Source organism: Nonomuraea sp. NPDC005983 (genome assembly GCF_040614375.1).
In the GTDB taxonomy this organism is placed as follows: Bacteria; Actinomycetota; Actinomycetes; order Streptosporangiales; family Streptosporangiaceae; genus Nonomuraea.
This window is the reverse complement of the sequence record NZ_JBEXUP010000035.1, coordinates 13712-36390: the sequence shown is the minus strand read 5'-3', so window position 1 is coordinate 36390 and position 22679 is coordinate 13712. Positions and strand designations below refer to the sequence as shown.

The following is a 22679-nucleotide window of genomic DNA, read 5'->3' as shown; positions in this document are numbered from 1 at the left end:
ACCTTAGTGGCTGGTGGGTTGCGGTTTGTCGGACGGTCTGGCCGCGTCCCAGAGGTGGTCGAACTGTTGCACCCAGTACGCGTACCAGCGGTCGTTCTGTTCGCGGGTCAGGTTCAGATGCATGCGGGCGAAAGTGGACGTGTTATGGAACCCATGGATCTCGACGATTGCGCGGCCGTGTGAGGTCTCCGGGTCGATGAGTACGAGGCTGAATCCCGGGTTGTAGGGGAACAGCCGATAATTCAGCTCTCCCGGCGTTTTCCAGGTGGCTATGTGCGCCAGTCGTTCGAGCGTGATCGCCAGGGCGGCGGGGAGCGACTGAAGTTGGTGTTCCACCGATTCGTCGAGTTGGCGTGAGGCCAGTCTGATGGCTTCCGGCTCCTCGGGGTCCAGGGTGACGATGCGGACGGAGCCGCCTTTGTGGCGTAGCACTTGGGTGCGCAGCGTCTCGCAGGTTTCGGGGGAGAGGAGGTTCACGGCGGATGGGGCGAACACGCGGACGTCGCGGGCGTTGGCGAACACCACTGTGGCCGGAAGGGTGTCGAAGGCGGAGCGGTCGCGGATGAGGTCGCTTGGGGAGGTGCGGCGCTGCTCCGGGAGGGTGAGGCGGTAGACGAGGAGGCCGACGGCCGCGAACAGGGCGGACCATTTGAGCTGGTCGGGCACGATGTCGTTGATTATCGAGACGACGGCGAAACAGATGACCACCAGGGCGACCACGTAGGCTTCGACGTTTCTGCGTGCCAGTAAGTCCGCTTTCACCTGCCGCAGCAATGCCATACTGCCCCCTTGTCTCCGACTGGTCGTACCTTCATTGTCAGTCGTTGGCCCGGTGTGAGCGGGGGTTCGGTAACTTTTCCTCTCGTGAGCGATGTAAAGGTAATCTTCCGAAAGTACGGCGGGGCGCTGCACTGGAACCATCTGGGGAGAATCCTCGGCGAGGACGAGTACGGCGTCTGGGTCGCGGTGCCGATGGGCACGCTCGCCAGGAAGGGTGAGGAGCCGCCCGTCGCCTGGGACTATCCGAGCAGCATGCTGTTCCCGCGTGACGCCTGGTGGACCGCGTCCTTCAACGGGCCGCAGCACCGCACGGAGATCTACATCGACGTCACCACCGTGCCCGAGTGGCGTGATGGCGAGGTGACCATGGTGGATCTCGACCTCGACGTGATCAAGATGCGTGATGGGCGGTTGATCCTGGACGATGAGGACGAGTTCGCCGAGCATCAGGTGTCGCTGGGGTATCCGGCCGAGGTGATCGAGCGGGCCGAGGAGACGGCCCGCTGGCTGCTCCGGGCGGTGGAGCAGCGGCAGGAACCCTTCGGGGGCGCGCACGTCCGCTGGCTGTCCCAGGTCGTGTGACTGAGGCACGCCCCGGAAGGTCAGCGAGAAAGGCGGAGCGCCTCCGTCAGCGCGGACAGCCGCCGGGGGGAGGCCAGGCCCGCGTGGTACAGGTGGAACTCGGCGGCGCCTGCTTTGGCGTAGGTCCTCAGGAGGTCGGCGAGGGCCGCCGGGTCGGCGGGGCGCGGGGGCAGAGCCAGGACGTACGCTCCGACGCGCTGCCCTGGCGTGCAGAGGTCTCTCAGCTGTGTCAGGCGGGCGCTGTCGGAGGACGGGTCGCCCCAGCAGTTGCCCACCAGCACGTCCGCCCCGGGCTCGCCTTCGGGGAGGGCGGCGAACGAGCTGGCCGCCCACGGGTCGGGGTTGGCGTGCAGGGTGATGGGCACGGTCGGTGCGACCTCGCGGGCCGTGGAGATCAGGCGGCGACGGAGGGCGGCGGACAGTTCCACGCGAACGGCCTGCACCTCGTCGGTGACCGGGCCGAGGGCCTGGGCCATGGACGCGGTCGCGGGGTCGTCGACGGCGGCGCGGACCCGGTCCCGGGTTCCGGCCGGGTAGCGGTCGGCGCAGGTCGTACAGAAGCAGAGGGTGAGCAGGTCGCCGTGGACGGACGACCAGTCGGCGCCGGCGGTCTTCTCGTGCATGCTCTGGTGCCCGAAGCCCATCGGCCCGCAGGCTTCCAGGATCAGCCCGTCGGGGTCGCCGACGGTCAGGATCTCGCGGACCATTCGCTCGCAGTACTCGACCACGTCGGCATGGGCGGGGCAGAGGGCGTGCGGGTACGGGTCGCCGAAGGCGTTGCGGACGACGACCTCGGAATGCGCGGCGCCGAGCTGGGAGTTGTGGGTCAGTACGGTCCACGCCTGCACCCGCAGGCCCGCCGCCTTGAGGGCGTCCCGTGCGCGGAGGTAGGCGTCGGGCGCGGTCCAGGTGGGCGACGCGGGCACGAGGCGACCCCATGCCTCGGGACGTACCGGCAGGTAGAAGGCCGAGTGGGGGACGTCCAGGACGCGATGAGAGGGGTGATGCGGCGTGGCAGCGCGGGTGGAGTGGTAGCCGGCCGCCAGGGCGACGGCCTCGACGCCCAGTGCGGCCAGGCGCTCGGGGGCCGAGGGGTCGCCGACGACGTCCCAGGGGTAGACGTAGGCCACGTTCACCAGCGGGGTCTCCTGACCGAGAAGGAAGGGTCGACGCGTCGCATGTAGGTGGTGTCGTCGCGGGAGGTGACTCCGCACTTCAGGTACTGCTCGTGCATCACGGCGAGGGCGTCGCGGTCGAGTTCGACACCCAGTCCGGGCGCCGAGGGCACCACCACGGCGCCGTCGGCGAAGCGCAGCGCGCCGGGCGCGACCACGTCCTGGCCGTTCTGCCAGGGGGTGTGCGTGTCGCAGGCGTAGGTGAGGTTCGGGGTGGCGGCGGCCAGGTGGGTCATCGCGGCGAGGCTGATGCCGAGGTGGGAGTTGGAGTGCATGGACAGTTCGATGCCGAAGGTGGCACAGAGGGCCGCGACGTGCGAGGAACGTACCAGACCGCCCCAGTAGTGGTGGTCGAGCAGCAGCACGCCGATCGCCCGCTGGGCGATGGCAGGGGGGAGGTGTTCGGGGGTCACGACGCACATGTTGGTGGCGAGCGGCATCGAGACCTCGGCGGCGACCTGCGCCATGCCGGAGATGGACGGTGTGGGGTCCTCGAGGTACTGCAGGGCTCCGTCGAGCGTTCGGCCCACCCGGATCGAGGTCTCCACGCTCCAGGCGGCGTTCGGGTCGAGCCGGAGCGGCACGCCGGGGAACGCCTCGCTCAGCGCCAGGATCGCCTCGACCTCCTGCTCAGGAGGGTAGACGCCGCCCTTGAGCTTGATCGAGGTGAAGCCGTACTCCTTGATGAGCAGCGACGCCTGCGCGACCAGCCCGGCCGGGTCGAGGGCCGCGCCGAACCGGTCGGGCTCGGCGCCGGGGTGACCTGCCCATTTGTAGAAAAGATAGGCACTGTACGGTACGGCTTGACGGACCCGGCCGCCGAGAAGGTCCACCACGGGCACTCCGGCTGCCTTGCCGCGAATGTCCAGGCAAGCCACCTCGAAGGGGGAGAACACCCGGTCGATGCTCTTCTCCTGGGTCGCCACGCCGGTCAGCCCGTGCAGGTCGCTGACCACGTCGCCGACGATCGCGGTGATCCTGGCGTACATCTCGTTCGTCGCGTGCACGTCGAGGCCGAGGAGGGCTTGGGCGCACTCGCGGACCTTGTTGAGGTGGTCCAGGTCGCCGTAGGTCTCGCCGAGGCCGGTCAGGCCCTCATCGGTGATCACCTCGATGATCGTGCGCAGTGCCCAGGGCTCGTGCACCCCGGCGGCGTTCAACAGGGGCGGATCTCGGAAGGCGACAGGGGTGACGAGGATCTGGCGGATGACCATATGACTGCCGTTCATATATGTGAACAAGTGCCAGGTTTGTAGACAGATTGTCGCAACTGTAAGAATCGAGCTGAGAAAGTGTCAAGACTCCGAAGGGCCATTCGATGATCTACGGACACGACCCCAGGACGGGCGAGACCATTGGCGCCGCCCTGAACGAAACGGACAGCGCCGGGGTCGACATGATCGTTTCCGCGGCCGCCGCCGCGGGTGTCGGCTGGCGGGCGACCCCGGCGGCCGAGCGGGCGCTCGCACTCGAGGCCGTCGCCGACGCGCTCACCGCGCACACGGACGAGCTGTGGGAGCTCGCCGACCGCGAGACCGCCCTCGGCGAGGTACGCCTGCGCGGCGAGGTGGCCCGGACGGCGGGGCAGTTCCGGCTCTTCGCCCAGGTGATCAGGGACGGCGGCTACCTCGACGCGATCATCGACCACGCCGACCCCTCGGCCACCCCGCCGAGGCCGGACGTGCGCCGGATGAAGCACCCGCTGCCGGGCGTGGTGGCCGTCTTCGCGGCGAGCAACTTCCCCTTCGCGTTCTCGGTGGCGGGGGGCGACACCGCCTCGGCGCTGGCGGCGGGCTGCCCCGTCGTGGTCAAGGCCCACCCGGGGCACCCGAACACCTCCGAGCGGGTCGCGCGCATCGTCCGCGACGCTCTGCCCTACCCCGACCTGCTCGGGCTGGTGCAGGGCCTGCAGGCGGGCGCCGACCTGGTGCAGCATCCCGCGGTGGTGGCGGCGGGCTTCACCGGGTCCGTCGCCGGCGGCAAGGCGATCAAGGGGCTGATCGACCAGCGCGAGGTGCCGATCCCGTTCTTCGGCGAGCTGGGCAGCGTCAACCCGGTGGTCGTGCTGCCGTCCGCGCCCAAGGCGCAGGTGGCGACCGGGTTCGCCGCCTCCCTCACGCTGGGGGTCGGCCAGTTCTGCACCAACCCGGGCCTGATGTTCGTCCCGGAGGACGACGAGCTGCGCAAGGCGCTGGCCGCCGCCGTCGAGCAGACCACGGGCGGTCCGATGCTGGACGAGCGGATCAGGGACGGATACGTCGGCGGCGTCGAGCGGCTCGGCGAGCTGTCGCTGCTGGCCGAGGGCAGGCCGGGTGAGGGCAGCTGGGCGGTCACGCCGAAGGTGTTCACCGCGGATCTCGCGACGTTCTCCGACAAGCTGCCGCGTATCGCCGAGGAGTGCTTCGGTCCGGCGTCCGTTGTCGTGACCTATCAGAAGGTGTCCGACCTGCGGCCCGTCCTGGAGCGGCTGGAAGGGTCGCTGACGGCGACCGTCCACGCCACCGACGCCGACGAGGCGAGCGAGGTCGCCGAGGTGCTCGGCCGGAAGGCCGGCAGGCTCATCTGGAACGGATGGCCCACCGGAGTGGCCGTGTGCTGGGCGATGCACCACGGCGGGCCGTGGCCCGCTTCGACCGCGGCCGCGCACACCTCCGTCGGCGCGACGGCGATCGACCGGTGGCTCGCGCCGACCGCGTACCAGGACTGGCCCGCCGAGCTGCTGCCTGAGGAGCTCGGCGAGGAGAACCCGCTCGGTGTCCCGCGCCGCGTCGACGGCGTGCTGCAAAGCTAGAAGGTTGCCGCCGCGGCCTGCTGAGCGGGCCGCGGCGCCTCCTGCCGACGTGGACGCCGTCAGGCTCCGGCCAGTTCCAGGCCCGTCGCGAGAATGGCCGCCAGCTCCGCCAGGTGCTCGGGTGACGGGTCCACCAGCGGTGCCCTGACCCCGCCCACGTCCAGGCCGCGCAGCCGCACTCCCGCCTTGACCAGCGACACCGCGTAACCGGGGACGCGGTCGCGCAGGTCCACCAGCGGCAGGTAGAAGCCGGTCAGCAGGCGCTGCACCAGCACCTCGTCGCCGCCCGTCACCGCCTTGTGGAAGGCCAGCGCGATCTCCGGCGCGAACGCGAACACGGCGCTGGAGTACAGAGTGACGCCGAGCCCACGGTAGGCGGGGACGGTGAGTTCGGCCGTGGGCAGCCCGTTGAAGAAGGTGAACTCGCGCTCGCTCTCCCGCCGCACCGTGAGAATGATGCGCTGGAGCAGGTCGAGGTCACCGAGGCCGTCCTTGAAGCCGATCACGTTCGGCACCGTGGCCAGCTCGGCGACGGCGGCGGGGGAGAAGCGGGCGGTGCCGCGCTGGTAGATGATCACGGGCAGGCCGCCGGCCGCCGCCACGTCGCGGACGTACCGCACCAGCCCCTCGGGCGGGGCGCTGACGAGGTACGGCGGCATGAGGAGCAGCCCGTCGGCGCCCTGCTCGGCCGCGGCGCGGGCGATCGCCCTGGCCGCGGGGAGCGTGCCGCCCGCGCCCGAGAAGACGGGAACCCTGCCGCCGGTGGCCGCCACCGAGGTGGCCACGACCCGGGTGTACTCGTCGAGGTCGAGTGCGTTGAACTCGCCCGTGCCGCACGCGGTGAACACTCCTCCCGCCCCGGCCGCGACCCCTCGGGCGACGTGCTCGGCCAGTACCTGTTCCGCTAGGTCGCCATCGTCCCCGAAGGGGGTCACCGGAAAGAAGAGAACACCATCTAGCCGCATACGTCGTCCTTTCGAGGGTGTGCTAGCGGATGCCCTCCCGGCGAAGAGTGGCAGCCAGCTTTCGGGTGTGCCTGATGATCGCCTCGGTGATCCTCTCGACCTCGGCGGGTGGCAGGCTCGCCGGCATGGAGCAGCTGATCGCGTCCGTGGCCGGGATGCGGTAGTCGACCGCGACCGCCACGCAGGCCACGCCGGGCGTGCCCTGCTCGCGCTCGTAGGCCCAGCCCCTGGTGCGGACCTGGTCGAGTTCTCCGATGAGTTCGGCCACGTCGGTGATCGTGTGGTCGGTGAGCCCGGGCAGCGGGTCGGGCAGCAGGGCGGCCACCTCGTCGTCGGTGAGCTGGGCGAGCAGCACCTGGCCCAGGGCGGTGACATGGGCCGGCAGCCGCCTGCCCACCCTGGGGATGACGTGGTGCGCCTCCCGCGACTCTCTCGTGGCCAGGTAGAGGACGTGCGCCTCGTCGCGCCGGGCGAAGTGCGCGGTCTGCCCGATCTCCGCGCGCAGGTCCTCCAGCGTCTCCTGGGCGAGCGGCAGGGCGGGGTCCTTGTCCAGGTAGGCGGTGCCGGTGAGCAGGGCGTGCGGGCCGATGCCGAACGCCGACCTCGCCGAGTCGGTCTCCACCCAGTTCAGCTCGACCAGCGTGCGCATGAGGGCGTGCAGGCTGCTGCGCGGGAACCCGGTGCGCTGCTGGAGCTCTGACAGGGTCAGGGTCTCGTGGGAGGCCGCCAGGGCCTCCAGGATACGGACCGTGCGCTCCGCTGACTTGACCAGCTGGGGCTCCATACTCATCCCATCTCGACGGCGGCTCGAAAATGTCAGGATATGGGATACCGTCCAGATACATGGACACTAGCCTTTGATGGCGCCGCTGGTGAGCCCGCGCATGAACTGCCGCTGGAACGCCAGGAACGCGATGATCGAGGGCAGCAGCGCCAGCAGCGACGCCGCGAGGAGCACGCCGATCCCGACCTCCTCGTCCGAGCGGAGCGAGCGCAGCGCGATGGGCAGCGTCCACATGCTCGACTCCGGCGCGACGATCAGGGGCAGCAGGTACTGGTCCCAGATCATGGTGAAGCCGAAGACACCGATCACGCCGAGCGCGGGACGGCAGAGCGGCAGGATGATCGTGAAGAACGTCCGCATCTCGCCCGCGCCGTCGATGCGCGCGGCCTCTTCCAGCTCGACCGGCACCTCCTTCATGAACTCGGTCATGACCAGGATGGAGAAGCCCCAGGCGCCGACGGGCAGGATCATCCCGGCGTACGTGCCGATCAGGTTGAGGTGGAGCAGCGGCATGTCGGCCAGGACGAGCGAGAGCGGGATCGCGATGATCTCCTCGGGCAGCATCATCGTGGCCAGCATGAGCAGCATGACGATCGTCATGCCCCGGAACTTCTTGCGAGCCAGCGAGTACGCGGCGAAGACGCTGACCAGCATCTGCAGGAGCAGCCCGAACCCCACCACCACGAACGAGTTCAGCAGGTAGAGGTAGACGTTCTTCTCCTTGGCCTGGATGAAGTTCTCCAGGGTGAAGTCGTCCGGCCAGAGGGTGAACGACGTCGGGTCGAGCGTCTTGCTGAAGGCGCTGACGAGGAGGCCGACCAGCGGGCCGGTGAAGACCAGCACCATCACGCCGTAGACGACGACCTTGGCGGTGATCGCGATCGGCCCCCTGCGGGACTCCAGGCCCAGGGCGCTGTCGAATCTCATATTCGCTGCCTCCTGCGCATGATCTGCGTGAGCAAGGTGAGCACCAGGGTGACCGCGAACAGCACGATCCCGCCCGCGGAGGCGACGCCCAGCTCGTTCTTCTGGAAGCCGAGCTTGTAGATCAGCGTCATGAGCACCTCGGACGAGCCGTTGGGCCCGCCGTTGGTGAGGACGTACACCTCGACGAAGACCCGCAGGCCGCGGATGGCGGCCAGGGTGAACAGGATCCAGAACACCGGGCGCAGCGCGGGCAGCGTGATGTGGCGCAGCCGGTGCCAGGTCGAGGCCCCGTCGACCGCGGCCGCCTCGTAGAGGGTCCTGTCGACGCCCACCAGCCCGGCCAGGAAGATCATCATGTCGTACGGCGTGCCGCGCCAGATGCTCATCAGCATGATCGACCCCAGCGAGGAGTGCTCGCTGGCCAGGAACGGCTGCGGATCGACGGCGAACCAGCCGAGGACGCTGTTGAGCAAGCCGGTGTCGGCCGGGTGGAACATGATCCGCCACACCTCGGCCACCGCCGCCATGGTGGTGACGACGGGCAGGAACGCCGCGGTCCTGACGAACCAGAGGTACTTGGCCGGGCCCTCGATGAGCAGTGCGAACCCGAGGCCGAGCACGAGCGAGCCCGCCGTGGTGCCGACGGCGAGCACGACGCTGTGCCACATGGCGGAGGCGAAGTCGCTGTCGGTGACGATCGTCCGGTAGTTGCCCAGGCCGACCCATTCGTCCCCGAGGAACGTCTGGACCTTGAAGAAGCTCTTCCACAGGCCCACGAACATGGGGATGAACTTGAAGTACAGGAACAGCAGCAAGGCCGGCGCCAGGAACAGCCAGGCGATCAGCGTCCCCCGCCGCCGCACCTTCTTGGGGCGGCGGCGGGGGGTCACCGAGCTGCTCCGCGCCGGAGTCAGTGTCGGAGTCACGACGCCTTCTGGCTCTGCAGTTCCTGGGTGAGCTTGGTGTTCAGGGTGTCCATGGCGGACTTGACGTCAGCGGAGCAGTCGGCCCACACGGCGTTGATGGAGTCGGCAGAGTCCTGCCTGATCGGGGCCCAGTTCGGTACCGGAGGCGCGTAGACGGCGTTGGCGTAGGACTCCTGGAAGACCTTCCACCGCGGGTCCTGGCGCTCGGCGGCCATGTCCACGGTGGTGTTGACCGGCAGGCGGACGATGGCGCCGTTGGCGTCCTTGTTCATGCCGATCCGCTGGCCGTCGGCGGAGATCGCGAACTCGGCGAACTTCTTCTGCGCGTCCTGCTGGTCGGAGCCGGCCATCAGGTAGACGTTCTCGCCCTCGCCGAGGGTGCCGGGGCCGCCGGACGGCCCCTTGGGCACCGGGTCGACCTCGAGCTTGTCGGTCCCGATGCTCTTGACGAACCGGGCGAGCACGTACGGGCCGACCAGGTAGATGCCGCCCTGGCCCTTCTCGAACACCTCGTGGGTGACGGTCGTGTCGTTGCTGACCGCGCCCGGGTTGACCGTCTTGGCCTTGCAGAACTGGTCCTGCAGGAACGTGACCGCCTCCACGGTCCTGGGGTCGTTCATCGTGGCGCTGAACTTGCCGCCGCCGTTGGCCTTGATGAAGTCGCCGCCGTTGGCGTAGATCAGCGAGGACGCGTACCAGGAGGCGTAGCCGCGCTTGGTGCCGGCCGGGATCACGAAACCGGCGGTGTCCTTCTGGCCGTCGCCGTCGGGGTCCTTCTCGGTGAAGGCCTGCGCCAGTTTGGCCAGGTCGTCCCAGGTCTTGGGCGGTTCCATGCCGACCTTCTCCCGCCAGTCCTTGCGGACGATCAGGGCGAAGGCCTGGGCGGAGAAGGGGGCGGCGTAGTACTTGCCGTCGCCGCCCTGCGCGGCCTTCCACGCCGTTTCGGCGAGTTTGTCGCCGCCCGCGAGCGCCGCCTTGTCAACCTCGCGCAGCCAGCCCTGGCTGTGCATGTTGCTGAGTTGGGCGGTGTCGTTGATGACGATGTCGGGAAGTTTCTTCTGTGCCGCCTGCTGTTGCAGCTTGGTCTCGAAGTCGTCGAAGAGCGCGACGACCTTTGTCTTGACCCCGCTGGCCTTGGTGAATGCGTCGGCCAGTTTCACGGCCGTTTTGGCGGAGTCGGAGTCGGGCGCCTGCCTGATCCAGATCTCCAGCGCGTTGTCAGAACTCGATCCCCCGGAGCCGCAGCCTGTCAGCGTTACGGCCAGGGTCGTGGCGATGGCGACCCCCAGCAGCTGGCGTGACATCAGACCGCCTCCCGTTCACATACGTGGACATATGCCGTGGATGTGGAACTCGTTCAGGTGAACGTAACGACGAGGGCCTATCACGGTCAATATTCAAGGATGTGAATTTCGATCGGACTTGTGTACATGTTGAGCCATGCGCATTCTGATGACCGGCGCGGCCGGAAAGGTCGGCACGCTCCTCCGTCCCCGCCTCGCCCGAGAAGGCCGCATCCTGCGCCTTTCTGACATACAGCCGCTCGAAGCCGGCCCCGGCGAGGAGATGGTGACGGCCGACCTCAACGACGAGGAGGCCATGGCCACGGCCATGAAGGGCGTGGACGCGGTGATCCACCTGGGCGGGCAGAGTCGCGAGCACCCGTGGGCGGACATCGTCCAGGCCAACATCAACGGCCTGCACGTCCTGATGGAGGCGGCCCGCCGGGAGGGGGTCGGGCAGCTCGTGCTGATGGGCAGCCACCACGCGGCGGGCTTCCACACCAGGCCCGCCTCCGGCGAGGACCTGGCCGACTACGCCTTCCCGCGTCCCGACACCTTCTACGGCGTGAGCAAGGTCGTGATGGAGGCCATGGGCAGCCTGTACCACGACCGGTTCGGCATGAACGTGACCGTGGTCAGGCTCGGCACCTGCAACGAGGGCTCGGGCGACACACGCGGGCTGGCGACCTGGATCTCGCCCGACGACCTGACCCGCCTGCTGGAGGCCGCGCTGGCGGCGCCCGGCTACCACGTCGTCTGGGGTGTCTCCGACAACGCCCGCCGCTGGTGGTCGCTGGACGAGGCCAGGGCCATCGGCTACGTCTCGCAGGACGACTCGGAGCCCCAGGCCGCGGCCCTGATCGCCGAGCAGGGCGAGCCCGACCTGAGTGAGCCGCTGCACCACCGGGCGGGCGGCGTCTTCACGCTCAAGGAGCTGGGAGGTGCCTGGTAGCAGTCAGTGCAACCGGTTGTAGTCAGTGCAGAATTTTAGATCAGGGCTGGTTGTGTGGATACGGCGGTGAGCTGGGAAAATGAAGATCGCGATATATCGGTAACGTCTGTATAGCGCATGCAAAGGGTTGACGAAACTTTTGCCGCACCTATAGGAAGGCGCTATCCGATCCCGCCGTGCCGGTTAGGCCGTGGAATGAGGGATGCATGCTTCCCGATTCAATCTCCGTGACTCCGGTCCGCCCATCCGTGACTCGGGAGAGAAGTTGAGCACCAGGTACGCCTTCGTCGGACTCGGCCACCGCGCTCAGATGTACGTCGACGCCCTGCTGGGCGGCTGGCGGGACACCGGGACGATCGTCGGCCTCTGCGACACCAACCAGACCCGTATGGACTACTACGCCGAGCGCATCGGCGGCGAGGTGCCGTGCTTCCACCCCGACGAGTTCGGCAAGCTGCTGGAGTCGGCCGACGCGGTCGTGGTCTGCACGGTGGACGCGACGCACGCCCGCTACGTCTGCGCCGCCCTCGACGCGGGCCTCGACGTCATCGTGGAGAAGCCGCTCACCGTGGACGCCGAAGGCTGCGCGGCCATCGCCGCCGCCGCCGAGCGCAACCCGGGCAAGCTGGTGGTGACCTTCAACTACCGCTACTCGCCGCGCAACTCGGCGGTGAAGCGGCTGATCAGCGCGGGCGAGATCGGCCAGGTCACCTCGGTCCACTTCGAGTGGGCGCTCGACACGATCCACGGCGCCGACTACTTCCGCCGCTGGCACCGCGACCGGGCCCGCTCGGGCGGGCTGCTCGTGCACAAGTCCACCCATCACTTCGACCTGGTCAACTGGTGGCTCGGCGCGGCGCCCGAACTCGTCTTCGCCCAGACCGACCTGCGCTTCTACGGCCAGGCCCTGCCCAGGGGCCCGCGTCCCGTACGGGGCCAGGGCGCGCCCGGCCTGGGCACCGACCCCTTCATCCTGGACATCTCCGCCGATCCGCGGCTCAAGCGCCTCTACCTGGACGCCGAGCACGAGGACGGCTACCTTCGCGACCAGGACGTCTTCGGGCCGGGCGTGACGATCGACGACAACATGTCGGTCCTGGTCCGCTACGCGAACCGGGCCATGCTCACCTACTCGCTCACCGCGCACGCCCCCTCCGAGGGGTACCGCGTCGTCTTCAACGGCACGGCCGGGCGGATCGAGCTGGAGGTCTGCGAGCGGGCCTGGACACCGCCGCACGCCGCGATCGACCCGAGCGCAGCCGCCAGGAAGCACGCGGCGGGAGCCTGGGAGCGGCTCACCCTGCACCGGCACTGGCAGGAGCGCGAGGAGATCCCGATAGAGCAGGGGGAGGGCGGGCACGGCGGCGGCGACCGGCTGCTGCTGAACGACGTCTTCCGAGGGCCGGGCGACGACCCGCTCGGCCGCCCGGCCGGGTACCGCGACGGCATCCGCAGTGTGCTCGTCGGGGTCGCGGCCACCCGCTCGGCCGCCTCGGGCCGCGCCGTCCGCCTGGCCGACGACGGCACCCGCCTCGCCGATGCCTGAGCTGCGCGTCCGCCGACGTCGGTTCCGTCTCCACCGAGGCGACCGCGCCGCGCTCCTCGGCCCCGGCCACGGCCGGCGCGGTGGCGACGGGCGTGCGCGAACGATCTCCGGCGTGCCGAGCCCTTCGAGATCTTCGGGCGCGACCGGCTGGACGTCGCAGACGCCCGCCAGCTCCACCACGTGGCTGAGCCGGCGCAGCCGGTTCAGGTACTGGGAGCCGTAACCGTGCGCTTCGCCAGTACGACACGCATGTTCACCTCCAGCGGAGCCCGAGGCCCCGGTGCTCGCCGACGTGCACTTCCCCGCCGCTGACCCGCACCGGGTACGGCTCGGCCAGCAGCCCGAGCGCGGCGAACGAGGCGTCCTCGACCTCCTCGGCCATGCACGACAGCGGCAGCGCGAGCGCCAGCTGCGACGACAGGTCGGGCAGCAGGTGCGGGTAGACCGGCACGTCGAAGGCGCGGGCCAGCTCGGCGATCCGCAGGAACGGGGTGATCCCGCCCACCCTGACCACGTTGGGCTGGACGATGTCGCAGGCCCCGGCCGTCAGCAGGTCGCGGAAGCCGTAGACGGTGTAGACGTTCTCGCCCACCGCGATGGGCACGTCCACGGAGCGGCGCAGCTCGACGTGGGCGGCGACGTCGTCGGCGGGCAGCGGCTCCTCCAGCCAGTGCAGCCCGTACGGGGCCAGCGCCGCCACGGCGCGGCGGGCGCGGTGCAGGTCCCAGCGCTGGTTGGCGTCGACCATCAGGAGCGTGTCAGGCCCGATCACCTCGCGGACCGCGGCCACCCGCTCGACGTCCTCGCGCAGGTCCGGCCTGCCGACCTTCATCTTGACCGCCGGGTAGCCCGCGGCCTTCCACCGCTCGGCCTGGGCGACCAGCTCCTCCAGCGAGTAGTGCAGGTTCACGCCGCTGCCGTACACCGGGACGGTGTCCCTGCGCCTGCCCAGCACCTCGACCAGGCCGCGCTCGCCGCAGCGCAGGTCCCATAGCGCCAGGTCCAGCCCTGCCAGCGCGACCGTGGTGACGCCGCCGGGGCCGGCCTCGCGCAGGTGCCGCCAGAGCCGGTCCCACACCACCTCGGGGTGCGGGTCCAGGCCGACGGCGGCCTCGCGGATGTCGTGCTCCAGCAGGGCCTGCACGGCCCGCGCCCCGATCTGGGGCGTCCAGGAGAAGCCGGTGCCGGTGCGGCCGTCGTCCAGCGTGACCTCGACGACCAGGACGTGGTTGGCGGGCACGTCGGGCCCCCACGGGCGGGGCAGCGCGGCCGTGTGAGCGCTCACCCGGAGGTCACGAATCATGGGAACCCGCCAGCGAGCGGCCGTGCCTGATGAGCGCGTCCAGCTCGGCCACGTGCTCCGGGATGGCGTCGACCAGCGGTGGCCGCAGTCCGAGCCCGCGGCTGACATGCTCGGCCAGCACGTCCTCGGCCAGGCCCCCGGCCTTGTCGAACGGGGTGATGGGGGAGAAGAGGACTCCGGTGAGATTCATCAGATCTCCAGTTCGGTACGCCAGCTGCGTTTGGGCGTCCAGCCGAGCATCCGCTGGGCCTTGGCCGAGGTGAAGGCGGGGGAGGTGCCGGTGAGGTTCGAGGCGGTCGCGGCGGTTTCCGGGATGACCTGGGGGAGCAGCTCGGCCAGCGGCCGGCGGGCCAGCGCGTCGGCGGCGCCCGCGAAGAACACCTCGCCGCCGGGCAGCTCGGGGAGCCGTTGGAGGAGGACCGCGATCAGGTCGGAGGCGTCTCTGGCGTCGATGTAGTTGAACAGCGAGACACCGGCGATCTCCGGCCGGTCCAGCCGTTCCGCGATGGTGTGCCCCGACTGGGTCGGCGCGCCCGCCCACTCCTCGGGAGCCACCACGAAGCACGGCCGCACCGCCGCGAACCGGGTGGCGGTGGCTCCGCGCGCGAACGCCGCCATCGTCTGCTCGGCCACGAGCTTGGACAGGCTGTAGGCGTTCCACGGCGCGGCCGGGTGCTCCTCGTCGATCGGCAGGTAGCTGGGGGTCCAGCCGTCGGGCGCGCCGTAGCCGATGACGGTGGGGCTGCTGGCCACCACCACTCCGCCGACGCCGGTGTTGCCCGCCGCCTCGCACACGTTGAAGGCGAGCTGCGTGTTGGTGCGGAAGGTCACGCCGTCGGTGCGGCTGAACGGGGTCGCGATCGCCGCCAGGTGGACCACGGCATCGGGACGGAAGCGCGCCATGACGTCGTAGGCCTCGCCCAGGTCCGTCAGATCGGCGGGCAGCGCCACCGCGGCCTCGGCGGGGGTGCCCGGCACGACGTCGATGCCGATCACCTCGTGGCCGGCGTGCGCCAGCGCGGTGACCACGCTGCGCCCGAGCCTGCCGGCGCTTCCCGTCACCAATGTTCGTGTCATCGGATGTTCATCTCCCGGAGGGTCGGATGCAGCAACCGGTTGCAGGAAGTATCCCGACAGTGCTCAGGGAGAGTCAAGCGGGCCGCCGTCTCGTCCCGGACCCCCTCTACGCACAGGGAACGCGGATCCGCGATGATGGAGGGAGGTCCCGCCGACGGCGGGGAAAGGTTTGACAGCAATACAAACGATTGCACTAAAGTACAGTCAGATGGTCGGAGGAGGCCCAGCGTGGCGGTGACGATTCGCGACGTGGCGGCGGCGTCTGGAGTGCATGTCTCCACGGTGTCGCGCGCGTTCTCCGCGCCCCATCTCGTCAACCCGGAGACCCGCACCCGCGTGCTCGCCGTCGCCGAGGACCTCGGCTACCGGCCCAACCGCGCCGCGCGGGCGCTCACCACGGGCCGCACGCAGAACATCGGCCTCATCGTGGCCGACATCGCCAACCCCTTCTTCCCGCCGCTCATCAAGGCGGCCCAGGCCCAGGCCAGGCTCCGCGACTACCACGTGTTCGTGGCCGACACCGACGAGGACCCGCAGGTCGAGGAGGACCTGATCCAGACCCTCAGCAAGCAGGTCGACGGCGTGCTGCTGTGCTCACCCCGCCTGACGAACAGGACGATCGAGCGGCTGAGCAAGGAGGTCCCGTTCGTCGTGGTGAACCGCCGGGTGAAGGGGATGCCGACCGTGCTCATGGACGCCGGCAGGGGGGCCAGGCTCGCGGTGGAGCACCTCATCGGGCTCGGCCACCGCCGGATCGCGCTGGTGACCGGCCCGAGCGGGTCGTGGACCAGCAAGGAGATGCAGGAGGCGGCGGCCGCGATGGCCGAGGTCGACGTCGTCTTCCTCGGCCCCAACCCGCCGACCGAGCGGGGCGGCCTGGCCGCGGCCACCGACGTGATCGCCTCCGGGGTGACGGGCGTGCTCGCCTACAACGACCTGGTGGCCATCGGCGTCATCGAGGGGCTCGTGGAGCGGGGCGTGTCGGTGCCCGGCCACGTCAGCGTGATCGGCGTCGACGACATCGTGTCGGGGCAGCTGAGCCGTCCGAAGCTGACCACCATCGCCATGCCGACCGCGGCCGCCGGGCGCATCGCCGTCGACATGCTGCTCCAGTCGGTCGACTCCGGGGCCACCACCGGCGTCACCATGCTCGAGACCAGCCTGATCGTCCGCGAGTCCACCGGAAGGGCGCATACATGATCTTCGGAACGCTGCCGTCGGGGGAGACCGTCGAGCGGGTGGAGCTGGCGTCGGGGCCTCTGCGCGCGTCCGTCCTCAGCTACGGCGCCGTCCTGCAGTCGCTGGAGGTGTCGGGCGTCGACGTGGTGCTCGGGCTGCCCACCCTCGACGACTACCTGACCCGCAGCCGGTACTTCGGCGCGGTCGTCGGCAGGTACGGCAACCGCATCGCGGGCGGCCGCTTCACCCTCGACGGCGTCGAGTACCGGCTGCCCGTCAACAACGCCCCCAACAGCCTGCACGGCGGTGTCCAGGGCTTCGACAAGAAGGTCTGGACGATCACCGGCCGCACCGCCGACTCCGTGACACTCACCCTGGTCAGCCCCGACGGCGACCAGGGTTACCCGGGCACGCTGACCGCGTCCGTCACCTACACGCTGACCGGCGACGCGATCCGCCTGGACTACGCGGCCGAGACCGACGCGCCGACCGTCGTCAACCTGACCAACCACTCCTACTTCAACCTCGCGGGCGGCGGCGACGTGCTCAGTCACGTGGTCGAGATCGCCGCGGAGCGCTATCTGCCCGTCGACGACGGCAAGATCCCCACCGGGGAGGCGGCCCCGGTCAAGGGCACCCCGTTCGACTTCACCTCGCCGCACGCCGTCGGCGCCAGGGCCGGGGGCGCCTACGACCACTGTTACGTCCTCGACGGCGGCGTCCGCGTCACCGAGCCCGGGTCCGGCCTGGTCATGGAGGTCACCACCACGGAGCCGGGCGTGCAGTTCTACGCGGGCGGCATGCTCGACGGCGAGGCCACCCCGTACGGCCCGCACGCCGGGCTCTGCCTGGAGACCCAGCACTTCCCCGACTCGCCCAACCAGCCCCACTTCCCCAGTACCGTGCTCAGGCCGGGCGAGCGGCGCACCTCCAGCACCACCTATCGCTTCACCGGCCATCGCTTCACCGGCTGATCGCCCGGCGAGCCTCCATGCGTTCGGGGGTGCCTCCGCCGTACCTTTGGCATCATGGCCACCCGTCCGCCGAAAAGCGCATCAAAGGGGCCGGCGAAGCGGTCGGCCTCGTCCCGCTCGACCCCCGCCAAGCGCGCTACCGCATCGCAGGGGCGAACGTCGCAGGGACGATCGGGGGCCAGCAGGTCCGCGTCGGCGCGTAAGTCGAACATGACCCACCCGGACCCGATCACCTGGGTCTTCACGATGATCGGCAAGCTGGTCGTCGGGCTGTGGATGCTGCTCGCCAACGGCATCGGCAGCACCGCCCGCGCGCTGGGCAAGAACGCCCGCGAGCTCGACCCCGCGCACCGGCGCGACGGGGTGGGGCTGGCGGTGCTCGCGGGTGCGATCGTGGTCGCCGCGATGACCTGGCGCGACGCCAGATCCGGGGTCTCACAGGTGGTCAACACCGTCGTGCACGGCGTGTTCGGCTCGCTGGCATGGGCGCTGCCGCTGCTGCTCGGCCTGCTCGCCTGGCGCTACCTGCGCCACCCCGACCAGAACGCCGACACCGGGCGGATGGTGATCGGCTGGAGCGCGCTGCTCGTCGGCGTGCTCGGCGTCATCCACGTCGCCAACGACACGCCCTACCCGGCGGGTGGCGGCAACAACACCATGGACAGGGTGTCGCAGGCGGGCGGCATCGTCGGGTTCGTCGTGTCGGCGCCGCCGATGAGCATCCTGCCGCCGTGGATCACGATCCCGCTGCTGCTGATCCTGTCCGGGTTCGGCGTGCTGGTGATCACGGCCACGCCCGTCCACCGGATCCCCGAACGGCTGGCCGAGCTCAGGCACATGCTGTTCGAGCGGCACGCCCCCGCCGCCGAGCCCCGGGCGCAGCCGAAGAAGCGGGTCAGGGGCAAGAAGTCGGAGGAGGGCGGCGACTCCGTCAAGCCGTACGACACGCCGGTCATCTCGGAGGACGAGAAGGAGAAGCGGGAGCACTCGCCGGAGATCGTGCCGGGGCTGGTCGACGGCGAGGAGGAGCCCGCGGTCCCGGCCCCCGCCAAGAGGCCGGAGCCGCCCGAGCCGACGCCCGCGCCGCGCAAGGTCGAGCAGCTCGTGCTGTCGCCGCAGGCCGGGCCCTACCATCTGCCGGACCTGCAGTTCCTCAAGCCGGGAACGGCGCCCAAGCCGCAGACCAAGGCCAACACCACCGTGGTCAACGCGCTGACGAGCGTGCTGGAGCAGTTCACGATCGACGCCCAGGTGATCGGGTTCACGCGCGGGCCGACCGTGACGCGGTACGAGATCGAGCTGGGGCCCGCGGTGAAGGTGGAGAAGGTCACCGCCCTCACCAAGAACATCGCCTACGCCGTCAAATCCGCAGATGTCAGGATTTTGTCGCCTATTCCTGGCAAGTCGGCGATCGGGGTGGAGATCCCGAACGCGGACAAGGACCTGGTCGCGCTCGGCGACGTGCTCAGGGCCCAGGTGGCCCAGGCCGACCAGCACCCGATGATCGTGGGGCTGGGCAAGGACGTCGAGGGCCGCACGATCGTGGCCAACCTGGCCAAGATGCCGCACCTGCTGATCGCGGGCGCCACCGGCGCCGGCAAGTCGGTCTGCGTCAACGGCCTGATCACCTCGATCCTCATGCGGTCCACGCCCGACGAGGTGCGCATGGTCCTGGTCGACCCCAAACGTGTGGAGCTGTCGGTCTACGAGGGCATCCCTCACCTGATCACGCCCATCATCACCAACCCCAAGAAGGCCGCGGAGGCCCTCGAATGGGTGGTGGGCGAGATGGACCGCCGCTACGACGACCTCGCGGCCAGCGGCTTCCGCCACGTGGACGAGTTCAACAAGGCCGTGCGGGCGGGCAAGCTCCAGCCCCCGCCCGGCAGCGAGCGGGTCTACCGGCCCTACCCGTACCTGCTGGTGATCGTCGATGAGCTGGCCGACCTGATGATGGTCGCCCCGCGCGACGTCGAGGACTCCATCGTCCGCATCACCCAGCTCGCCCGCGCCGCGGGCATCCACCTCGTCATCGCCACCCAGCGGCCCAGCGTGGACGTCGTCACCGGCCTGATCAAGGCCAACGTGCCGTCCAGGCTGGCGTTCGCGGTCTCCTCGCTCACCGACTCCCGGGTCATCCTCGACCAGCCCGGTGCCGACAAGCTGGTCGGCCAGGGCGACGCGCTGTTCCTGCCGATGGGCGCCAGCAAGCCCATCCGCATCCAGAACGCGTTCGTCTCGGAGAAGGAGATCACCGAGATCGTCACGCACTGCAAGGCGCAGATGCAGGCCGAGTACCGCGACGACGTGGCCGCCGCACCCGTCAAGCGGGAGATCGACGAGGACATCGGCGACGACCTCGACCTGGTCATCCAGGCGGCCGAGCTGATCGTGACGACCCAGTTCGGCTCGACCTCGATGCTCCAGCGCAAGCTCCGCGTCGGCTTCGCCAAGGCCGGGCGGCTGATGGACCTGCTGGAGAGCCGGAACGTGGTCGGCCCGAGCGAGGGTTCCAAGGCGCGCGAGGTGCTGGTGAAACCCGATGATCTGCCCGGATTGCTGGCCGACTTGCGTGGCGAATGACCCCGATGCATCCCCGCCAGATGATTACTGATTGAATATGGAGTATTACGCATCGTCGGGGGGCGGGAGGCGTTGGTCATGCCAGAACAGAGCATCGGGGCCACGCTGGCGGAAGCCAGGCAGAACGCGGGGATGACGGTCGCGCAGCTCAGCGAGATCACCCGGATCCGCGAGGCGATCATCTACGCGATCGAGCGCGAGGACTACACCCAGTGCGAGGACGACTTCTACCGGCGGGGGCACGTCAAGGCCCTCGCCAAGGCCGTCGGTCTGGATCCCGAGGCCACTGTTCACCAGTACGACCAGGAGCACGGCGGCGGGCCCCCGCCGATCAGGGCCGCGGCGGTGTTCCAGGCCGACCGCAAGATCAGGCTGCGCGAGAAGCGCGGGCCCAACTGGACTCTCGCGCTCGGCGTCGCGCTGGCCATCGTGGTGGTGTTCGGCGTGGTCAGGGTGATGGGCGGGCCTGACGAGGTCCAGACGGCCGACACCAAGCCGATCCCCGGGGGCCAGAAGGTGCCGCCCGCGCCCGTCAGCAAGCCGAAGGCCAAGCCGAAGGCGCCTGCCGGGGTGCTGGTGCTCAAGGTCAAGGCCAAGCGGACGTCGTACCTCGACATCCAGGACGCCGAGGGCCACAAGCTCTTCTCCGGGATGCTGCAGGCGGGCCAGACCTCTACGTGGCGATCCACGTCGGCGGTGAATATGCTCATCGGCGACGCGAGTGCCATATCGCTGCAGGTCAACGGTAAGAACGTGGGCAAGCTAGGCGACCGTGGCGAGACCGTTCGCCGCTCGTTCCGGCCTTCGGCGCCACATCCTGGGTAGGCCGTGCATAGGGAGTGGCCAACTCCCGATACCGTAGTGTTCACCATGTCATCCCGCCGAACCGCATCGCTGATCACCCTGGGCTGCGCGCGCAACGAGGTCGACTCCGAGGAGCTGGCCGCGCGACTTGAGGCTGCCGGCTGGCAGCTTGCTGACGACGACCCCGACGTCGTCGTCGTCAACACGTGTGGCTTCATCGACTCGGCGAAGAAAGACTCCATCGACACGCTGCTGGCCGCGGCCGACTCCGGGGCCAAGGTGGTCGCCGCGGGTTGCATGGCCGAGCGCTACGGCAACGAACTCGCCGAGGCGCTGCCAGAGGCCAGTGCGGTCATCTCCTTCGACGACTACGCCGAGATCGGCGGGCGCCTCGACGACGTGCTCGCGGGGCGGCCGCTCAAGCCGCACACGCCGCGCGACCGCCGCACCCTGCTACCCATCTCGCCGGTGGAGCGTGCCAGCGCGGCCAGGTCCGCCATCCCCGGCCACGGCGACCTGCCCGAGGGGCTGGCGCCCGCCAGCGGCCCGCGCGTGCTGCGCAAGCGGCTCGACGAGAGCCCGGTGGCCTCGCTCAAGCTGGCCTCAGGGTGCGACCGGCGCTGCACGTTCTGCGCCATCCCGGCCTTCCGCGGCGCCTACGTCTCGCGGCAGCCGGCCGAGCTGCTGGCCGAGGCCGACTGGCTGGCCCACCGCGGGGTCCGCGAGCTGGTCCTGGTGAGCGAGAACTCCACCTCCTACGGCAAGGATCTCGGCGACCTGCGGGCGCTGGAGAAGCTGCTGCCGCAGCTCGCCGCCGTCGAGGGCATCGACCGCGTCCGGGTGAGCTACCTGCAGCCCGCCGAGCTGCGGCCGGGCCTGATCGACGTGATCGCGGGCACCGAGGGCATCGCGCCCTACTTCGACCTGTCGTTCCAGCACGCCAGCGGCTCGGTGCTGCGCCGGATGCGCCGTTTCGGCGACCCCGAGCGCTTCCTCGGGCTGCTCGAGACCGTCCGCGAGCGCGCCCCTGAGGCGGGTGTGCGCTCCAACTTCATCGTCGGCTTCCCCGGCGAGACCGACGAGGAGTTCGGCGAGCTGGTCGGCTTCCTGGAGCGGGCCAGGCTCGACGTGATCGGCGTGTTCGGCTACTCCGACGAGGACGGCACCGAGGCGGCCGGCTTCGACGGCAAGCTCGGCCAGGAGGTCATCGACGAGCGGGTGCGCATCCTGACCGAGCTGGCGGAGGAGCTGACCGCGCAGCGCGCCGAGGAGCGCATCGGCACCGAAGTCGACGTGCTCATCGACGACGACCTCGGCGACGGCGGCTACGAGGGCAGGGCCGCCCATCAGGGGCCCGAGGTCGACGGGTCCGTCACAGTCCAGGGCATCGGCCTGGTCAGAGGGCAGATCGTGCGTGCGGTGGTGGTCGACGCCGAGGGGGTTGACCTGATCGCGCGCATCAAGGCCGGTCCATGACCAAGGACGAGCGCCGGGTGGTGAGCCCGTGGAACATCGCCAACGTCCTCACGGTCATCCGGTTGGCGCTCGTCCCGTTCTTCGTCTTCTGCCTCTTCCTGCCCGGCACCGGCTGGCGTCTGGCCGCGCTGGGGGTGTTCGCGGTGGCCTCGTTCACCGACCACCTCGACGGCGAGCTGGCCAGGCGGTACGGGCTGATCACCGACTTCGGGAAGATCGCGGACCCGATCGCCGACAAGGCGCTGACCGGCGCGGCGCTGGTGTGCCTGTCGATCCTGGACGAGCTGCCGTGGTGGGTCACGGCCGTGATCCTGGGCCGTGAGCTGGGCATCACGCTGCTCAGGTTGATGCTGATCAGGCGGGCCGTGATCCCGGCCAGCTACGGCGGGAAGGTCAAGACGGTCCTGCAGATCGCCGCGATCGTCCTGTACATCGTTCCCTGGGTCCCTGACGTGGTCCGCTGGGTGGTGATGGGCGCGGCCGTGGTCGTCACCGTCGTCACGGGCGGCGACTACGTGGTTCGCGCGATCAAGTTGCGCAGGGTGGCCAGGCGAGCACGCGGGGAGTGATTC

At 69.8% G+C, this 22679-nt stretch carries 21 protein-coding genes; 10 read left to right on the top strand and 11 right to left on the bottom strand.

The features are described 5' to 3' along the window. Positions 1-3: 3 nt before the first annotated feature. Complete coding sequence (locus ABZ297_RS17895) at positions 4-780, bottom strand: hypothetical protein (protein WP_355346745.1); 777 nt, start codon at positions 778-780, stop codon at positions 4-6. Between the two features lie 84 nt (positions 781-864). Here ABZ297_RS17895 and ABZ297_RS17890 point away from each other — a divergent pair, with 84 nt between their 5' ends. After that, the gene (locus tag ABZ297_RS17890) at positions 865-1362 is read left to right on the top strand and encodes a DUF402 domain-containing protein (protein ID WP_355346742.1); all 498 of its coding nucleotides are present in this window, start codon (positions 865-867) and stop codon (positions 1360-1362) included. A 20-nt stretch (positions 1363-1382) separates the two neighbouring features. Here the strand turns inward: ABZ297_RS17890 and ABZ297_RS17885 are convergent, their stop codons facing one another. Both ABZ297_RS17885 and ABZ297_RS17880 read right to left on the bottom strand, forming a co-directional pair. Beyond that, positions 1383-2498 carry a hypothetical protein gene (locus ABZ297_RS17885; RefSeq protein WP_355346739.1) on the bottom strand — a complete coding sequence of 372 codons (1116 nt, stop codon included), beginning with the start codon at positions 2496-2498 and terminating at the stop codon, positions 1383-1385. Continuing rightward, a complete protein-coding gene (locus ABZ297_RS17880; RefSeq protein WP_355346736.1) occupies positions 2495-3766 on the bottom strand; it encodes a glucarate dehydratase family protein in 1272 nt (423 codons plus the stop codon). The genes ABZ297_RS17885 and ABZ297_RS17880 overlap by 4 nt, the downstream gene beginning before the upstream one ends. Positions 3767-3855: 89 nt before the next feature. On the opposite strand from ABZ297_RS17880, the gene ABZ297_RS17875 reads away from it, so the two are divergent. Further along, positions 3856-5328, top strand: coding sequence for an aldehyde dehydrogenase (NADP(+)) (locus ABZ297_RS17875; RefSeq protein WP_355346733.1), 1473 nt, complete (start codon positions 3856-3858; stop codon positions 5326-5328). Positions 5329-5387: 59 nt separating this feature from the next. Here ABZ297_RS17875 and ABZ297_RS17870 read toward each other — a convergent pair whose 3' ends face one another. Genes ABZ297_RS17870 through ABZ297_RS17850 form a run of 5 tightly spaced genes read right to left on the bottom strand, consistent with a single transcriptional unit; the run spans position 5388 to position 10234 of the window. After that, complete coding sequence (locus tag ABZ297_RS17870) at positions 5388-6347, bottom strand: 5-dehydro-4-deoxyglucarate dehydratase (protein WP_355346829.1); 960 nt, start codon at positions 6345-6347, stop codon at positions 5388-5390. After that, complete coding sequence (locus ABZ297_RS17865; protein ID WP_355346730.1) at positions 6316-7083, bottom strand: IclR family transcriptional regulator; 768 nt, start codon at positions 7081-7083, stop codon at positions 6316-6318. The genes ABZ297_RS17870 and ABZ297_RS17865 overlap by 32 nt, the downstream gene beginning before the upstream one ends. 60 nt (positions 7084-7143) lie before the next feature. Then, positions 7144-8004 (bottom strand): carbohydrate ABC transporter permease, encoded by an 861-nt coding sequence (locus ABZ297_RS17860; protein WP_355346727.1) that lies wholly within the window; start codon positions 8002-8004, stop codon positions 7144-7146. Then, positions 8001-8930 (bottom strand): sugar ABC transporter permease, encoded by a 930-nt coding sequence (locus tag ABZ297_RS17855; protein ID WP_355346724.1) that lies wholly within the window; start codon positions 8928-8930, stop codon positions 8001-8003. The genes ABZ297_RS17860 and ABZ297_RS17855 overlap by 4 nt, the downstream gene beginning before the upstream one ends. Continuing rightward, positions 8927-10234, bottom strand: coding sequence for a sugar ABC transporter substrate-binding protein (locus ABZ297_RS17850; protein ID WP_355346721.1), 1308 nt, complete (start codon positions 10232-10234; stop codon positions 8927-8929). The genes ABZ297_RS17855 and ABZ297_RS17850 overlap by 4 nt, the downstream gene beginning before the upstream one ends. A 136-nt stretch (positions 10235-10370) precedes the next feature. Here ABZ297_RS17850 and ABZ297_RS17845 point away from each other — a divergent pair, with 136 nt between their 5' ends. Both ABZ297_RS17845 and ABZ297_RS17840 read left to right on the top strand, forming a co-directional pair. After that, positions 10371-11165, top strand: a complete 795-nt coding sequence (locus ABZ297_RS17845; RefSeq protein ID WP_355346718.1) for an NAD(P)-dependent oxidoreductase — start codon at positions 10371-10373, stop codon at positions 11163-11165. A 265-nt stretch (positions 11166-11430) separates the two neighbouring features. Then, entirely contained in the window at positions 11431-12711 is a 1281-nt protein-coding gene (locus ABZ297_RS17840) for a Gfo/Idh/MocA family oxidoreductase (RefSeq protein ID WP_355346715.1), read from the top strand. A 253-nt stretch (positions 12712-12964) separates the two neighbouring features. On the opposite strand, the gene ABZ297_RS17835 is transcribed toward ABZ297_RS17840, so the two are convergent. From ABZ297_RS17835 to ABZ297_RS17825, 3 genes are read right to left on the bottom strand one after another with little or no spacing between them, the layout of a single operon-like run. Further along, positions 12965-14014: a mandelate racemase/muconate lactonizing enzyme family protein gene (locus ABZ297_RS17835; protein WP_355346712.1), complete on the bottom strand. Its 1050-nt coding sequence runs from the start codon at positions 14012-14014 to the stop codon at positions 12965-12967. Further along, positions 14004-14204 (bottom strand): hypothetical protein, encoded by a 201-nt coding sequence (locus tag ABZ297_RS17830; RefSeq protein ID WP_355346709.1) that lies wholly within the window; start codon positions 14202-14204, stop codon positions 14004-14006. The genes ABZ297_RS17835 and ABZ297_RS17830 overlap by 11 nt, the downstream gene beginning before the upstream one ends. Next, complete coding sequence (locus tag ABZ297_RS17825) at positions 14204-15091, bottom strand: NAD(P)-dependent oxidoreductase (protein ID WP_355346706.1); 888 nt, start codon at positions 15089-15091, stop codon at positions 14204-14206. The genes ABZ297_RS17830 and ABZ297_RS17825 overlap by 1 nt, the downstream gene beginning before the upstream one ends. A 228-nt stretch (positions 15092-15319) precedes the next feature. Here ABZ297_RS17825 and ABZ297_RS17820 point away from each other — a divergent pair, with 228 nt between their 5' ends. The 6 genes from ABZ297_RS17820 (at position 15320) to pgsA (ending at position 22676) form a co-directional block, all read left to right on the top strand. Then, positions 15320-16291, top strand: a complete 972-nt coding sequence (locus ABZ297_RS17820; protein WP_355346703.1) for a LacI family DNA-binding transcriptional regulator — start codon at positions 15320-15322, stop codon at positions 16289-16291. After that, positions 16288-17244 (top strand): aldose epimerase family protein, encoded by a 957-nt coding sequence (locus ABZ297_RS17815; protein ID WP_355346700.1) that lies wholly within the window; start codon positions 16288-16290, stop codon positions 17242-17244. The genes ABZ297_RS17820 and ABZ297_RS17815 overlap by 4 nt, the downstream gene beginning before the upstream one ends. 54 nt (positions 17245-17298) lie before the next feature. Then, a complete protein-coding gene (locus tag ABZ297_RS17810; RefSeq protein WP_355346697.1) occupies positions 17299-19827 on the top strand; it encodes a DNA translocase FtsK in 2529 nt (842 codons plus the stop codon). 78 nt (positions 19828-19905) lie between these two features. Next, on the top strand, positions 19906-20652 hold the full coding sequence (locus tag ABZ297_RS17805; protein ID WP_355346694.1) for a helix-turn-helix domain-containing protein: 747 nt from the start codon (positions 19906-19908) through the stop codon (positions 20650-20652). A 45-nt stretch (positions 20653-20697) separates the two neighbouring features. Then, the gene (rimO, locus tag ABZ297_RS17800) at positions 20698-22107 is read left to right on the top strand and encodes a 30S ribosomal protein S12 methylthiotransferase RimO (RefSeq protein WP_355346691.1); all 1410 of its coding nucleotides are present in this window, start codon (positions 20698-20700) and stop codon (positions 22105-22107) included. After that, positions 22104-22676 (top strand): CDP-diacylglycerol--glycerol-3-phosphate 3-phosphatidyltransferase, encoded by a 573-nt coding sequence (gene pgsA, locus ABZ297_RS17795; RefSeq protein WP_355346688.1) that lies wholly within the window; start codon positions 22104-22106, stop codon positions 22674-22676. Before rimO ends, pgsA begins: the two co-directional genes overlap by 4 nt. Positions 22677-22679 lie beyond the last annotated feature (3 nt).

Excerpts from the sequence above, each read along its gene's own strand:
- rimO (WP_355346691.1), top strand. The coding sequence starts at position 20,698 with ATGTCATCCCGCCGAACCGCATCGCTGATCACCCTGGGCTGCGCGCGC.
- pgsA (WP_355346688.1), top strand. The coding sequence starts at position 22,104 with ATGACCAAGGACGAGCGCCGGGTGGTGAGCCCGTGGAACATCGCCAAC.
- ABZ297_RS17825 (WP_355346706.1), bottom strand. The coding sequence starts at position 15,091 with ATGACACGAACATTGGTGACGGGAAGCGCCGGCAGGCTCGGGCGCAGC.
- ABZ297_RS17810 (WP_355346697.1), top strand. The coding sequence starts at position 17,299 with ATGGCCACCCGTCCGCCGAAAAGCGCATCAAAGGGGCCGGCGAAGCGG.
- ABZ297_RS17805 (WP_355346694.1), top strand. The coding sequence starts at position 19,906 with ATGCCAGAACAGAGCATCGGGGCCACGCTGGCGGAAGCCAGGCAGAAC.
- ABZ297_RS17830 (WP_355346709.1), bottom strand. The coding sequence starts at position 14,204 with ATGAATCTCACCGGAGTCCTCTTCTCCCCCATCACCCCGTTCGACAAG.
- ABZ297_RS17875 (WP_355346733.1), top strand. The coding sequence starts at position 3,856 with ATGATCTACGGACACGACCCCAGGACGGGCGAGACCATTGGCGCCGCC.
- ABZ297_RS17860 (WP_355346727.1), bottom strand. The coding sequence starts at position 8,004 with ATGAGATTCGACAGCGCCCTGGGCCTGGAGTCCCGCAGGGGGCCGATC.
- ABZ297_RS17895 (WP_355346745.1), bottom strand. The coding sequence starts at position 780 with ATGGCATTGCTGCGGCAGGTGAAAGCGGACTTACTGGCACGCAGAAAC.
- ABZ297_RS17835 (WP_355346712.1), bottom strand. The coding sequence starts at position 14,014 with ATGATTCGTGACCTCCGGGTGAGCGCTCACACGGCCGCGCTGCCCCGC.
- ABZ297_RS17880 (WP_355346736.1), bottom strand. The coding sequence starts at position 3,766 with ATGAACGGCAGTCATATGGTCATCCGCCAGATCCTCGTCACCCCTGTC.
- ABZ297_RS17815 (WP_355346700.1), top strand. The coding sequence starts at position 16,288 with ATGATCTTCGGAACGCTGCCGTCGGGGGAGACCGTCGAGCGGGTGGAG.
- ABZ297_RS17850 (WP_355346721.1), bottom strand. The coding sequence starts at position 10,234 with ATGTCACGCCAGCTGCTGGGGGTCGCCATCGCCACGACCCTGGCCGTA.
- ABZ297_RS17865 (WP_355346730.1), bottom strand. The coding sequence starts at position 7,083 with ATGAGTATGGAGCCCCAGCTGGTCAAGTCAGCGGAGCGCACGGTCCGT.
- ABZ297_RS17845 (WP_355346718.1), top strand. The coding sequence starts at position 10,371 with ATGCGCATTCTGATGACCGGCGCGGCCGGAAAGGTCGGCACGCTCCTC.